Source organism: Pseudoduganella sp. R-32 (assembly GCF_049913245.1).
Classification (GTDB): Bacteria; Pseudomonadota; Gammaproteobacteria; order Burkholderiales; family Burkholderiaceae_D; genus Rugamonas.
In genome coordinates this window covers 5,812,180-5,826,028 of record NZ_CP183987.1, presented here as the reverse complement: position 1 = coordinate 5,826,028, position 13,849 = coordinate 5,812,180, and the positions used below count along the sequence as shown (strand labels likewise).

Here is a 13,849-nt window from a genome sequence, read left to right as displayed (position 1 = left end):
CGCTTCCATGGTGGATGGTGGAAGCGCAATTGTGAATGCCGATTATGCGTTGATTATGTGTTTCCTGTGAAGCTGCGTGATGCTCAGGAACCGTCCTTCCGCTCATGCAGCAGGTGGCCGTGAACTTCAGCGGTCAGCTTGTCGATGCGCTCGACCAGCTCCTTGGTGGTCTGGGTCAGTTCAGTATTCTGGCGAAGCAGCTCCATCATCTGCGCTGTGTGGCGGGCCGCCTGCTGTGCCAGCGCCTCGCGGTGGCGCGCGTCGGCATCGTTGTGGGCCTTGTCCCGTTCGGCCTGGCGCGTTTGCGCGAGAAGGATCAGCGGCGCCGCGTAAGCTGCCTGCAGGCTGAACGCAAGGTTCAGCAGGATGAAGGGGTAGCGGTCGAAACGCGTGAGGCCCCAGATGTTCGCACCGATCCACACCGCCACGATGACAGTCTGCGCCCCGAGGAACAGCGGCGTGCCGAAGAAGCGGGCGAACGCTTCGGCCTTGAGGCCGAAGGTGTCCGCGCCAAAGGTCTTGCTCAGGTGTTCATGTTCGCGATGAAAGCGCAGGTGGTCGCTGTCGTGGCCTGGCTGGCTGCTCATGATCAGTCGATCGGGATAAAGAGTTCGCAGGCGAATTCGCCCGTTTGCGGGTCCGCGCGAAAATCTGCGGCATAACGTTCGAAGCAGGGGCCGGGGCGGCCTTTCAAGCCCGCCTCGGGCAAGCCCCGTGAATAGAATTCATGCCACGCGTCGCCAATACCGCCTGCCGGGCCATAATAGTCCGCCACGGCATAGCGCCCGCCGGGAATGGTTGCCAGCGCCGCTGGCGGCGGCGCCGGGTCGTCATGCCCGACTTCGACGCAGGCGTCGTAGCGGCACTTCTCTGGCGGAGTATTGCCGGGATCATCCATCGCCACGCCGTAGGTGACGCGTCCCATCAGGCCGTTAGACTGCATCCACGGCGCCACCACGTCGCGCCAGAATTCACCCAGGGCCGGGCCAAAGGGCCCGGTGTGACGCAGGCAGGCAACGCGGGCCGGTTCGATTGCTACGGTGCGGACTTTCATGGCAGGCTCCTCATTCGGCGACGGGCGCCGCTGCATGCTTGTGCGGCTTGCGTACCTTATGCACGATGCGCTTGATCAGGTGTTCGGCATCGTCCACATAGGTGAACACGGCCGGCACCACCAGCAGCGACAGCAGGGTGGAAGTAATCAGGCCGCCGATCACGGCAATCGCCATCGGCGAGCGGAAGCTCGGGTCGGCGCCCCAGCCCATGGCCAGCGGCATCATGCCGGCGCCCATGGCGATGGTGGTCATCAGGATCGGGCGGCTTCGCTTGTGGCAGGCGTCGACCAGCGCATCGAAGCGGCTCATGCCTTCGGCGCGCGCCAGGATGGCATAGTCGACCAGCAGGATCGAGTTCTTGGTCACGATCCCCATCAGCATGATCAGGCCGATCATGGATGGCATCGACAGCGCTTTCTGCGTCACCAGCAGCGCCACGAAGGCGCCGCCGATCGACAGCGGCAGCGCGGCAAGAATGGTCAGCGGCTGCAGGAAATCGTGGAACAGCAGCACCAGCACGCCGTAGATGCACAGCACGCCGATCAGCATGGCGATGCCGAAGCTGGCGAACAGGTTCTGCATTTCCTGCGTGTCGCCCAGTTCGGCGCGGGTCACGGTTGGCGGCAGGTTCTTCATCGACGGCAGCTGGCGTGCCTCTTCATCCAGTTCGCCCAGCGAGCGGCTGCCCAGCTCCACATCCAGCGTCACGTTGCGGCTGCGGTTCAGGCGGTCGATCTGGGCCGGGCCGGAATCCATGGTGATGGTCGCCACATTGGCCAGCATCACAGGGCCATTGCGGCCGGGGACTGTCAGGCGGCCGATGGCATCCAGGTCGGCGCGCACGCTGTCCGGCAGCTTGACGCGGATCGGCACCTGGCGTTCGGCCAGGTTCATCTTGGTCAGTTCGAAGTCGTAGTCGCCGGCGGTGGCCACGCGCACCGTTTCGCCGATGGCATTGGCGGTCACGCCCAGGTCGGCCGCCCTGGCAAAGTCGGGGCGCACGATGATTTCCGGACGCACCAGCGAAGCGCTCGAGGTGACATTGCCGATGCCGTGCAGGGTGCGCAGGTCGCGCTCCACCTTGCGCGCCGACTCGATCAGCGCCACCGGGTCTTCCGAACGCAGCACGAGCTGCATCTTCACGCCGGTATCCGGTGGGCCGACGGTGAAGCGCGCGCCCGGCAGGGCGGACAGCTTTTCGCGGATCATGTCGTCGATCTGGGGCATCGACTCCTTGCGGTCGTTGCGGTGCTTGGTCGTGATGGTCAGCACGGCACGGCGCGCTTCGGCCGCGGCGCCGGGTGCAAAGGCGTCGCCGGAAGAGCCGCCGCCGATGGAGCTGAATACGTTGGTGACCGGCTTGACTTCCATGATGGCCAGGCGGGCGCGCTCGGCGATGGCACGCGTTTCAGCCAGCGTGGAGCCGGGCGGCAGTTCCAGGTTGACCATGGTCTGGCCGCGGTCGGCCGGCGGCACGAAGCCGGTCGGTAGCAGACCCACCAGCATGATCGAGCCGACAAAGAACGCGCCTGCGGCCAGCGCGGTCTTGCCGCGATTATTCAGGCACCAGCGCATGGTCTTCATATAGCGCTGCATGATCCAGCCGTCTTCCTGCTGCGGCTTGTCGGTCTGCTTCAGCAGGTGGGCCGCCATCATCGGCGTCAGCAAACGCGCCACGACCAGCGATGCCAGCACCGCCAGCACGGCGGCCCAGCCGAACTGCTTGAAGAACTTGCCGGGAATGCCGCCCATGAAGGCGGTCGGCAGGAACACGGCAACCAGGGCAAAGGTGGTGGCGATCACCGCCATGCCGATTTCGTCGGCCGCTTCAAGCGCGGCCTGCATCGGCGTTTTGCCCATGTGCAGGTGGCGCTCGATGTTTTCGATTTCCACGATCGCGTCGTCCACCAGCACGCCTACCACCAGGGCCAGGGACAGCAAGGTCACGGTGTTCAGCGTGAAGCCCATCCAGTACATGCCGAGGAAGGCCGGCAGCACCGACAGCGGCAGCGCCGAAGCGGCTACCAGCGTGGCGCGCCAGTCGCGCAGGAACCACCACACCACCAGCACGGCCAGGATGGCGCCCTCGTACAGCAGTTCCATCGAGCCGTCGAAGTTCTCGGCAACCGGCTCGGCATTGTCGATCGATTGTGTGATGTCGATGGTCGGATGCGCCTTGCGCAGTTCTTCCACCGCGGCACGCGAGTCGGCGGCAACCTGGGTTTCGCTGGCGCCCTTGGTGCGGAAGATTTCGAAGGCGACCACTTTCTTGCCGTCCTGCGTCGCTTCCGAGCGCGGTTCGGCAATGGTGTCGGTCACGTCGGCCACCTGCTCGAGGCGGATGTGGCGGCCGTCGCCCAGCGGGATATCCATCTGCGACAGTTCCTGCGCGCTTTTCACGGTCGCGATGGTGCGCACTGATTGCTCGGCGCCGCTGACGTCGCCGCGCCCGCCCGGCGCTTCCTTCTGCACCTGGCGCAGCATGCGCGACACGTCCAGCGCGGACACGCGCAGGGCCGCCATGCGTTCGTCATCCAGCTCGACGCGGATTTCCCGGCTCACGCCGCCGACGCGCTTGACGGCGCCGACGCCTGGCACCGACAGCAGCTTCTTGGCCACGGTATTGTCCACATACCAGCTCAGGTCCGCATCGTCGATCTTCGTTCCTTGCTTCGGCGTGACGGTGAAGGCCAGGATCACGCGGCCTGCGGTGGACACCTTGCTGACCACCGGGTCGCGCATTTCGCCGGGCATGTCGGCGCGCACCTGGGTGACGGCGTCGCGCACTTCGTTGACTGCGTCGGACAGGTTCTTCTCGAGGATGAACTCAACGGTGATGGTGGCGGTGCCGTCCAGCACCTTGGCGTAGATGTTCTTCACGCCTTGCAGCGTGGCGACCGAATCCTCGATCTTGCGCGCCACTTCGGTTTCCAGCTGGGCCGGCGCGGCGCCGGGCAGCGAGGCGGAAACGGTGACGATCGGCAGTTCGATGTCCGGGAAGTCCTGCACCGGGTTGGCGCGGTAGGCCATCCAGCCTGCCAGCGACAGCAGGATGAACAGCATGATCGCCGGAACCGGGTGTTTGATTGAGAGGGCGGAAAAGTTCACGGCGCCTCCTTAGCGTGCCGGCTTGACCGCCGCAGCGGCTTGCGCCGGCGCGCCGGTATTGCGTACCTGGTCGCCGTCGTTCAGGAAACCTGCGCCGGCAGCCACGATCTGCGCATCGGGCGCCAGTCCGGACAGCACTTCAATGCGGTCGCCGATGCGGCGGCCCGGCTGCACCTTGACCTGGCTCACGCGCTGGTCCTGGTTCAGGCGGAAGACGTAGCTGAAGCCATCGCGCACGGTAATTGCCTGCTGCGGCACGGTCAGCGCATCGGATGCGCCAAGCTCGAACTGGCCGGTGGCGAACATGCCGGCCTTGAACGGCGCCTGCTTGCCGTTATTCGGCGGCAGGTCGACATAGACCAGGGCGGAACGGGTCTGCGGGTCGATGGTCGGCGCCACCATGCGCACCTTGCCGGTCAGTTCACTGCCATTGGCGGCCTTGACGACGGCATTGCCGCCAATCTTGATGTTGCGCAGGTCGGCGGCCGTGACTTCGGCGCGCCATTCCAGGCGTCCCTGGCGGATCATGCGGAACAGCTCTGTTCCCGGGCCGGCGACGGCGCCGACGGTGGCGCTGCGGGCCGAGATCACGCCCGCGTCGGGCGCGACCACCCTGGTGTAGCGCAGGCGCAGTTCGGCCGACGCCAGCATGGCCTTGGCGGAGGCGGCGCGCGCCTGGGCCGTGGCTTCGGCGGTGGTGTACTGGCTGATCTGCTGGGCGCTCAGGGCGCCGGTGTCCTGGATCGAGCGTGCGCGCTCGGCATTGGCCTTCGCTTCCGCGGCGGCAGCTTCGGCTTCCATCAAGGCGGCCTTGGCTTGCGCCACTTCGGCCTGCGGGGTTTCCGGCGCAAACACGGCCAGTACTTCGCCCTTGGTGACGACGTCGCCCACGTTGACTTTGACGTCCGACAGGCGCAGTCCGTTCGATTCGCTGCTGATGATTGCCTCTTGCCAGGCGGCGACGTTGCCGTTGGCGGTCAGGCGGATCGGCAGGCTGGTTTTCTGAGGGCGGACGGTCGTGACGGTCAGCGATGGCTTGGCGGCGGCAGGCTTCTTGTCTTCGGCCATGGCGCAGGGCGCCTGGGCCAGGGCGGCAAGGGCAGTAGCAACTGCCAGGGCGGCGACAGCGGAGGGAGTGCGGTGCAGTGGTTTCATAGTTTGTCCAATCTTATTGCGCGGCAGGTGCGGTCCAGCCGCCGCCTGCTGCACGGTACAGGGCGATCCAGGCGGCGCTGCGTTCGCGCTGCAGGTTCACCACTGTGTTTTCTGCGGCCAGCCGCGTACGGCGGGCGTCTTCCAGTTCAAGCAGGCTGGCCAGCCCGTTCTTGTAGCGTTCTTCGGTCGCGGTGAAGAAGCTGCGATAGCCGTCCAGCGCGGTTTGCGCATCCTCGGCACGCTCCTGCGTGCTTTGCAGCGCCACCAGCGCCTGTTCAACCTCCGACACTGCCTGGCGCACGCTGGCCTTGTAGCTCGATACGGCTGCGTCATAGCGGGCGCGGGAAGCTTCCACATTGGCGCGGCGCACGCCCCAGTCGATGATGGGCAGCGTCATTTGCAGGGGGCCGATGGTCCACACGTTGGCGGTGATGTCCTGGCCGCCGGCATGCAGGCGGCCGCGCCCGATGGAGCCGGAAAGGCCCAGGCGCGGCAGGCGTTCGGCGCGCGCGCTGGCGACGTCGTAGCTGGCAGCAGCCACTTCGCGCTCGGCGTTGAACACGTCCGGACGCTGTGCCAGCACCTGGGCCGGCACCGTATCGATGGCGACGCCGGCTTCCGGCGACAGCACGGCTTCGGCTGCGCTGTCGCCCAGGCGCGTGCGCAGCTCCGGTTCCGGGATGGCGGTCAGCGCCACCAGCACTTTCAGTTCGCTGTCGCAAGCGGCGCGCTGGGCTACCGCGCGGTTATTGCCGTCGGCGGCGCTGGCGCGGGCCAGGGCATTGGCGGAGGGCGACTGGAAGCCGGCCTTGGTGGTGATGTCGGTCAGGCGCGCGGTATGGGCGCGCGAGGCGGCATCCATGCGGGCAACGTCCAGCAGCTTTTCGCAGGCGCGCAGGCTGTAATACTGGTTGGCCGTTTCGGCCGCCACGCTGACGCGGGCTTCGTGCCAGCCCGCCTGCGCGCCTTCATGGCGCGCGATGGCAGCGTTGCGGCGCGCGCGACCGCCGCCGAACAGGTCGATTTCCCACTGGGCCTGGGCCAGCAGCTGGGTGGTGGTATTGGTAGGAGCGCTGGCGGACTGCTGGCTCATGCGGGTGGAGGTCAGTACACCGGTCAGCGAAGGTGCGAGGGCGGCGCCGGCGGCGGTGCGCTCGGCGCTGGCTGTTGCGAAGCGCGCTTGGGCGCTGGCGATGGTGGGACTGGCCGCCTGTGCGGCCTCGATCAACTGCACCAGCAGCGGATCGGACTGGCGCTGCCACCAATTGGCCAGTTCACCGGTACTGCCGTTATGGGGCAGGGGGGCCTGCCATTGTTGCGGCGCATCCGCCGCGACCTTGTTCGCCGGTCCGGTGATGCCGCAGGCGCTGAGCGCCAGCATGGCCGCCACCGATAGCGGGACCTGATATCTCTTCATGCCGTCCTTTCAATTTGCGCAACGTGAATTAGAGCATACAAATCAAACAATTAACATCCTGATACAAAGGAGTCTTTGCCCTCAATCCGGCGGCTAGCGTATAAAGAAAGTCCTGTAGATCATTGTATTGAGACGACATCATGCGAAGCTGGATACTCGGCGCCGTGCTTGCGGCGCTCCCCCAGGCCGCCCTGTGGGCTGCGCCACTGGCCGGCGAGCAGGCAGCTGTCCATGTGCTGAACCGGCTGGCATATGGACCGCGGCCCGGCGATATCGAGCGGGTGCGCCAGTCCGGCGTGCAAGCTTATATTGATGAGCAACTCACCCCGCCGGCCTTGCCTGGTGCGTTAGCCCAGCGGCTGGACAGGCTGGAAACGCTGAAAATGAGCGCGGGCGATGCACTGGAACGATTCCAGGAAGCACGCAGCGGCGACCAGGGCGAGCGCCGGGAAGTCGTGCAGCAGATGGCGTCCGAAGCCGCCGAAGCCCGCCTGCTGCGCGCCATCGAAAGTCCGCGCCAGCTGGAAGAGGTGATGGTTGACTTTTGGTATAACCACTTCAACGTATTTTCAGGCAAAGGCCAGGACCGCGCCCTGGTCGCCAGCTACGAGCGCGATGCGATCCGTCCCTACGTGTTTGGCTCCTTCCGCCAGATGCTCGGCGCCACGGCCCATCATCCAGCCATGCTGTTCTATCTTGATAACTGGGTCTCGAAGGCTGGCGGCCTGAATGAAAACTACGCCCGCGAGCTGATGGAGCTGCACACCCTGGGCGTGGACGGCGGCTATACCCAGAAAGACGTGACCGAGCTCGCGCGCATGCTGACCGGCTGGACCTACCGCCCCAAGCGCGACGCCCAGTTCGCCTTCGATCCGCGCCGCCACGATAACGGCGCCAAGACCTGGCTGGGCAAGCCGGTCACCGCGCGCGGGGAAGCGGAAGGCGAGTATGCGCTGGACGTGCTGGCGACGCACCCCGCGACCGCGCGCCATGTCAGCAGCAAGCTGGCGCAGTACTTCGTGGCCGACCAGCCGCCGCCCGCGCTGGTGGAGCGCTTGGCGCAAAGCTGGATCGCCAGCAAGGGCGATATCCGCACCGTGCTGCGCACCCTGTTCTCCAGCCCGGAGTTCATGGACCAGCAATATGCCGGCGCCAAGTTCAAGACGCCCTACCAGTACGTGGTATCCGCCTCGCGCGCCGCTGCCATGCCGATGCCCGAAGTGAAGCCGCTGGTCGGCATCCTGAACCGGCTCGGCATGCCCCTGTACGGCTGCCAGACGCCGGACGGCTACAAGAACACCGAAGGCGCCTGGCTGAACCCGGATGGCCTGAGCCGCCGCATCAGCTACGCGCTGTCACTTTCCAACGGCGCCGATGCCGACAAGGTGCAGGAAGCATTAGGCGCCTCGGTGTCGAAACAGACTGCCGCCATCGTCGCCGACAGCAATGAACGCCTGCGCGCCGCCATGCTGCTCGGCAGCCCCGACTTCATGCAACGCTAACGGAGCGCGCCATGCAACGACGCCAATTCCTGAACGCCTTTGCCGCCAGCGCCGGCCTGATGCTGCCGCTCGGTCCCCATGCCTGGGCAGCGACCATGGCCCCCGGCAGCAGCTCGCCCACCGCGAAAAAACTGATCGTCGTCATGCTGCGCGGCGCGGTGGACGGCCTGAACGTGGTGGCGCCGGTGGCCGACCCCGAATATGCCCGCCTGCGCCCGAATATTGCGCTGGCCAGGCCGGGCGCCGAGGACGGCGCGCTGAACCTGGACGGCTACTTTGGCCTGCATCCGGCGCTGGCGCCCTTGATGCCGCTGTGGGAGCAGAAAAAGCTGGCCTTCGTGCACGCCAGCGGCTCGCCGGATGCGAGCCGGTCCCACTTCGATGCGCAAGACTATATGGAGTCCGCCACGCCGGGCGTGAAGAGCACGCAGGATGGCTGGATGAACCGCCTGCTTGGCAGCCTGCCGGGCGACACCACGCCGACGCGGGCGCTCAGCATCGGCCCGGTCATGCCGCGCGTGCTGTCCGGCGCGCAGCCGGCCACCAACCTTGCCAATGGCGCGGCCGGAACCCGCTCCACGCCGCTCGACCGGCCGCAGATCGCCAAGGCTTTCGACGCGCTGTACGCCGGCAATGAACGCTACGGCAAAGTGTACCAGGCCGGGCGCAAGGCCCATGAGGAAGTGATGGCCGCTGCCAACGGCGGCATGATGTCCGAGATGCAGGCGGCCGATAACGGCGCGCCGCTGCCGAACGGCTTTCCTGACGATGCCGGCCGGCTTGCCACGCTGATGCGCAACAACCCCAACATCCAGCTCGCCTTCGTTGCGCTGGGCGGCTGGGACACGCATGCCAACCAGGGTGCCGGCACCGGGCAACTGGCCAACCGCCTGCAGCCGCTGGGGCAGGGATTGGCGACGCTGGCGCAGCGCCTTGGCCCCTTGTTCGACGATACCGTGATTGTCGTGATGTCCGAGTTCGGCCGCACCGCGCGCGAGAACGGCAACCGGGGCACCGACCATGGCCACGGCAACGCCATGTGGCTGCTGGGCGGCAAGCTCCAGGGCGGCAAGGTCGCAGGCGAATGGAAAGGCCTGGCCGAGGCCCAGTTGAACGAGGGCCGCGACCTGCCTGTGACCACCGACTTCCGCCATGTGCTGGCGCACGTGGCCGAGCGCCACCTGCGCCTGCCCGACACGGCGCTGGCGCGCACCTTCCCCGGCCTGCCTTCCGCTGCGCGCCTGCAGTTGCTGGCTTAGTCTCCGATCACGCCGAGCTGGCGCAGGAAGGCGAGGTTGTCTTCGATGTGCCAGTTGTCGGTGATGCGGCCGTCAACGACGCGGTAGATGTCGGTGGCGATGAAGTCGATCGCCTGTCCTTTTCCGTGCACGCCCTTGAAACTGCCGGTGAAATGGCCCCGGAAGCGCAAGTGCACGACGGCGCGGTCGCCGCTGACAATCAGTTGCTCGATCTCGGCGCTCATATCGGGTACGGCAGCGCGCACGAAGGCTGATGCCGCCAACGGGCCTGGCAATCCTTGTGCGCGGCCAGGCGGCAGGGTGCGGTCGGTGAATCCTGGCGCCAGCGCGGCGCGGGCCAGCGCTTCGTCACCGTTGTTCCAGAACGATGCGTAGCGGCGGGCGGCAAGCACGCTGGCTTCGGCCTGTGCCGCCGGCAGCGAAGGGTCGACAAGCTGCTGGCGGGGATGGACCAGTTGCGCTTCGGGGGCCGCGTGGGCGCCAGCCAGGGGCAGGGCAGCCAGCAACAGGGTGGTCAGCTGTTTCATCATATCTCCTTTGGAAAGAATTGCATGGTATTCGCCCTGGTGTGGCTAAAATAGACGGCAATGACGAATACATACTTTCCAATTCAGGGAGAATCGGCCCATGCTTGATGATTTGCCGGCCCTGCGGGCTTTTGCGCACATCGTTGCGGCAGGCAGCATGTCGGCCGCGGCGCGTGAACTTGAACTGCCGCTATCGGTGGTGAGCAAACGCCTGGCGCAGCTCGAGAAGAATATCGGCCTGCGTCTGCTGCAGCGGACCACCCGGCGCCAGGCGCTGACGGCCGACGGTGCCTTGTTCCATGCGCGCGTCCTGCGCATCCTGGAGGAGGTTGGCCAGGCCGAGTCCCTGCTCGCGCACAGCCGGCAAGAAGTGGATGGCCTGCTGCGCCTGAGCGCTCCAGCCGAACTTGGACGCCAGCACATCGTTCCCATCGTCGCCGACTTCCAGCGCCAGCATCCCGGCCTGCAGGTACAGCTTGAACTGACCGATACGGTAGTGAACCTGCTGGAAACCGGACAGGACATGGCGATCCGTTTCGGCAGCGTGGAAGATCCCAACCTGGTGGTGCGCCGGCTGGCGCCGAATTTCCGCGTGCTGTGCGCCGCGCCCTCCTACCTGGCGCAGCACGGCACGCCGGCAAGTCCTGCTGAGCTAACCGGGCATCGTTGCATCGTGATCGGTGACGCCCGGCGCGTCGACTGGCGCTTTGCTGGTGAAGCCAGCGTGCGCGTGGCCGCAACCTTCCTCACCAATGATGGCCAGGCTGCGCACATGCTGGCGCTGCAAGGTAGTGGCTTGGTAGTAAAATCGATCTGGGATGTGGGCGATGACCTGCTGGCCGGGCGCTTGCAGCGCCTGTTGCCACGCTATGGCATGCCGGCCGCGCCGCTGCAGGCGATCCTGCCGCACGGCCGCAACCTGCCGCTCCGGGTTCGCCTCTTCCTTGATTACCTGCAGGTACGCCTGACGTCTGCCTGGCGTTGGGACGCGGTTGGGGACGAGAATCATGCTGAAGTTTCTATGGAAGTTGACCAGCCCCGATGAGCGGTCGGAGAACACGCTCGGCATGATTGCCGCGGTGTTCAGCCTGATCGCACTGGGCTGGCTGGTGCTGGCTTAAACCGCTGGGCCATGATGATGCCGGCTACGGTAGCCGCGCAGCCAGTGCCAGCCGAAAGGGCCGAGCAGGACGATGCCCAGGGCCAGGTGCAGCAGCGCCGCCATGGTGCCCGCTTGTTCCTCGCCCAGGTAATAGACTGCCACGGCGCTCATGCACAGCAGCACCAGCAAAGAGCCGACGAACACGCCGCTGCCACGGTGCTTCCGGCGTCGCCAGCCCGCGCGCATGTGCAGGCTCCATAAGGACCCGGTAAACGCCGCCAGGCTGAAGCCGCCGGCTGCGTGCAGCATCGCCGTGTAAACGCGGGCCTCGCCCGGCAGGCGCCAGGGCAGGTCCATTTCGGCGCGCATCACCAGCGTGCCGGGCGCCAGCAACAGGCCGGTGACCAGCATCATCAGCAGCGCGCCGAGCAGCGCGCGCAAGAACCAGCGTGGGTAGCCTTTCATGCCACTTGCCCTCCCAGGCTTGCCAGCAGTTCTGCGCGTACTTGCGCTGGCGCGATGGCGGCCACCTTCGTCAATGCGTCGGCGCGCCACGCGCTGCGCGCGGTCACCGACCAGACGCCTTGTTGCGGCGCCAGACCGGCCGGGCCAATGATGTCGGCGCCGAAGGATTCGTCGCGCCGGGAGGCCACCATCGAACTGGCGAAAGCTGCGTTGCGCAGCGTGCCGCAAGGGCGCACGCCGCCGTCTTCGCCGCGCAGGGCAATCGGCAGTTCGATGTCGCCGAAGACGCGGAGATCGCCACCGGCGTTGATCCAGCCCGCCGCCGCGCCGGCCCGGCGCATGGCGCGGCAGGCCACATCGACGGCAAAGCCTTTGGCGATTCCGTCCAGCACCAGGCGCACCGGCCGCCGCAAGCGGACAGCTCCTCTGCCCAGTTCCACGTCAAGCGCCGAGCCGCGTTCCAGCGCGGGCAAGCCGCCATGGTCGGGCAGGCTGCCCCGGCGCACCTGCGCGCCGCCGACGGTAAAGTCGAAGTAGCCGCCACTGGCCAGCATCAGGCCGCGTGCAAGGCGCAGCAGGCGGACCGTGTCGCCATGCACGGCGACCCAGCCGCCATCGCTGCCGTTGATGCGCGACAGTTCGCTGCCCGGGTCCTGGAAGCTCCAGCGTTCCTGCGCCAGTGCCAGGCTGGCAAAGGCCGCGTCGAGGGCGGGCAGGCCGGCGCTGCCGGAGCAGCCTGCCTCGACGAAAGTGCCCAATGCAGGGCGCATGCGGCGCACTACGTCCATCAGGCCTTGAGGAACATCTGCTGGATTACCAGCAGCCGCTTGACGCCATCCATCACATTGCGGCACGACAGGGTGGCGCCGCTGATGTTCTGGATGTCCTGGTCCAGCTTGAACGGATCGCTGACCGACTTGCCGGCGAACTGCTTGCGCCAAGCCGGCTCGCGTACCTGGCCGCCGTGCGTTTCGCGGTAGCTCATGATTTCGATGCCGACTACCTTGCCATCGGCGCCAATGGCGGTGGCGTAGGTAATGAACTCGTGCTTGCCGATCACTTCATCGACCATCAGCCAGCCCTGCAGCTTGCCGTTCTTCTCGGCGCGCCAGAGCTTCATTTCGTCGTTGCGCTGGCGCACGCCGGCAGCGGCCTTGATGCGGTCGCGCTGTTCACCGCTGAACTTCAGGGTCTGCTCGCTGAACTGGGCGCCGGGAAACAACTGCTCCTGCGCCTGCGCCACCGTCAGGTAGTCGGTGGCGTAGGCCGTGGGACCGGCCAGCACAGCCACAGGAAGGAAGAAGGCATTCCAGCGAAGTGCACTCATGGCGATTCCCTTTAGAAGTTGTAGCCGACCTTCAAACGCAGCTCGTTCTTGGTGCGCTCGATCAGGTGCAATTGCTTCGCAGGCTGGCCGTCGTAACGCTCGCCGCCACCGCGCAGCTGGCGGAACACGGTCAGCGTCGCCCACCATTGCTTGCCGCCGTAGTGCAGCGAAGGGCCGCCGAAGACCGACCAGCGCTCCTGCCCAACCTCGGTCTCATACTCGTTTTCGAACAGCGCTTCAACGCCGGCATACCAGCCCGGTGCGAAACGGTAGGACAGGCCGGTGCCGATCTTGGTCGAGATTTCCATCTCCGGATCGGTCGGCCATTCGAAGTCTTCCGGCAGGTCGGCAATGGCCTTGCGTTTTTCGTGCGCTGCGCGCAGGCCGATATTGCCCACCCAGGTCAGCTGGCCTTCCAGGAAGTACTTCTGCGCCTGCAGTTGCGCTTCGAATTCCAGTTCGCGCTTGCGCTGGCCCGAGTGCACGTCCAGGCGGCCGTATTCGAAGGAGGTATAGGCGGACAGGCCGAAATCGTCCTTGGCCGGGCTGAGGAAGTTGTACTTGGCTGCGACTTCAAAGCCTTGCAGGCGCAGGTTGGAATCAATGTCCTTCGGCAGGTAGCCGTTGATCAGCAGGCCCTGGCTCTTGACGGCCAGGCCGTTCACTTCGGCCGATACCTGGAAGCGGTCGGTCACGCCGTATTCGATCTCGGTCTTGGTGTCCACCGCGCGGTAGTGGCCGCTGCCCTTGTTGTTGCGCTGGGTGACCCATTGGTAAAACTCGCCGCTGCCTTTTGGCAGGACTTCGGAGCCGCGGACGTAGCCGAACAGGTTTTCATCCGCGAGGGCGGGCAAGGCGGCCAGCAAGCCGGCGGCCAGTACGACATGTTTGCGCATTGAACTGGTTTAACGAAGTTGAAAAATGCGCAATAA

Annotated in this window: 13 protein-coding genes; 3 read left to right on the top strand and 10 right to left on the bottom strand. The window is 66.1% G+C overall.

The genetic code is table 11. The features are described 5' to 3' along the window. Window positions 1-83 precede the first annotated feature (83 nt). The 5 genes from ACN9MU_RS26665 to ACN9MU_RS26645 are packed head-to-tail and all read right to left on the bottom strand — an operon-like array spanning window position 84 to window position 6,735. Window positions 84-587 (bottom strand): DUF1003 domain-containing protein, encoded by a 504-nt coding sequence (locus tag ACN9MU_RS26665; RefSeq protein WP_426164334.1) that lies wholly within the window; start codon window positions 585-587, stop codon window positions 84-86. Between the two features lie 2 nt (window positions 588-589). Beyond that, window positions 590-1,054 (bottom strand): AraC family transcriptional regulator, encoded by a 465-nt coding sequence (locus ACN9MU_RS26660; RefSeq protein WP_426343674.1) that lies wholly within the window; start codon window positions 1,052-1,054, stop codon window positions 590-592. 10 nt (window positions 1,055-1,064) lie between these two features. Next, on the bottom strand, window positions 1,065-4,163 hold the full coding sequence (locus ACN9MU_RS26655; RefSeq protein ID WP_426343673.1) for an efflux RND transporter permease subunit: 3,099 nt from the start codon (window positions 4,161-4,163) through the stop codon (window positions 1,065-1,067). A 9-nt stretch (window positions 4,164-4,172) separates the two neighbouring features. Then, window positions 4,173-5,318, bottom strand: coding sequence for an efflux RND transporter periplasmic adaptor subunit (locus tag ACN9MU_RS26650; protein WP_426343672.1), 1,146 nt, complete (start codon window positions 5,316-5,318; stop codon window positions 4,173-4,175). 13 nt (window positions 5,319-5,331) lie between these two features. Next, window positions 5,332-6,735, bottom strand: a complete 1,404-nt coding sequence (locus ACN9MU_RS26645) for an efflux transporter outer membrane subunit (RefSeq protein WP_426343671.1) — start codon at window positions 6,733-6,735, stop codon at window positions 5,332-5,334. Window positions 6,736-6,875: 140 nt separating this feature from the next. On the opposite strand from ACN9MU_RS26645, the gene ACN9MU_RS26640 reads away from it, so the two are divergent. Together ACN9MU_RS26640 and ACN9MU_RS26635 are read left to right on the top strand one after the other, a co-directional pair. Then, window positions 6,876-8,237, top strand: coding sequence for a DUF1800 domain-containing protein (locus ACN9MU_RS26640; protein ID WP_426343670.1), 1,362 nt, complete (start codon window positions 6,876-6,878; stop codon window positions 8,235-8,237). Window positions 8,238-8,248: 11 nt separating this feature from the next. Next, window positions 8,249-9,496 carry a DUF1501 domain-containing protein gene (locus ACN9MU_RS26635; RefSeq protein WP_426343669.1) on the top strand — a complete coding sequence of 416 codons (1,248 nt, stop codon included), beginning with the start codon at window positions 8,249-8,251 and terminating at the stop codon, window positions 9,494-9,496. Here ACN9MU_RS26635 and ACN9MU_RS26630 read toward each other — a convergent pair. Continuing rightward, entirely contained in the window at window positions 9,493-10,026 is a 534-nt protein-coding gene (locus ACN9MU_RS26630) for an ester cyclase (protein ID WP_426164319.1), read from the bottom strand. The two genes, ACN9MU_RS26635 and ACN9MU_RS26630, sit on opposite strands and share 4 nt — an antisense overlap. A 97-nt stretch (window positions 10,027-10,123) precedes the next feature. Between ACN9MU_RS26630 and ACN9MU_RS26625 the strand changes: the two genes are divergently transcribed. Beyond that, complete coding sequence (locus tag ACN9MU_RS26625; protein ID WP_426164317.1) at window positions 10,124-11,068, top strand: LysR family transcriptional regulator; 945 nt, start codon at window positions 10,124-10,126, stop codon at window positions 11,066-11,068. Window positions 11,069-11,140: 72 nt separating this feature from the next. Here ACN9MU_RS26625 and ACN9MU_RS26620 read toward each other — a convergent pair whose 3' ends face one another. From ACN9MU_RS26620 to ACN9MU_RS26605, 4 genes are read right to left on the bottom strand one after another with little or no spacing between them, the layout of a single operon-like run. After that, the gene (locus ACN9MU_RS26620) at window positions 11,141-11,590 is read right to left on the bottom strand and encodes a hypothetical protein (protein ID WP_426336362.1); all 450 of its coding nucleotides are present in this window, start codon (window positions 11,588-11,590) and stop codon (window positions 11,141-11,143) included. Beyond that, window positions 11,587-12,378: an FAD:protein FMN transferase gene (locus tag ACN9MU_RS26615; protein ID WP_426343668.1), complete on the bottom strand. Its 792-nt coding sequence runs from the start codon at window positions 12,376-12,378 to the stop codon at window positions 11,587-11,589. The genes ACN9MU_RS26620 and ACN9MU_RS26615 overlap by 4 nt, the downstream gene beginning before the upstream one ends. Next, a complete protein-coding gene (locus ACN9MU_RS26610; RefSeq protein WP_426164311.1) occupies window positions 12,378-12,917 on the bottom strand; it encodes an FMN-binding protein in 540 nt (179 codons plus the stop codon). The genes ACN9MU_RS26615 and ACN9MU_RS26610 overlap by 1 nt, the downstream gene beginning before the upstream one ends. An 11-nt stretch (window positions 12,918-12,928) precedes the next feature. Then, window positions 12,929-13,813 (bottom strand): DUF6662 family protein, encoded by an 885-nt coding sequence (locus ACN9MU_RS26605; RefSeq protein WP_426164309.1) that lies wholly within the window; start codon window positions 13,811-13,813, stop codon window positions 12,929-12,931. Between the last annotated feature and the right edge of the window lie 36 nt (window positions 13,814-13,849).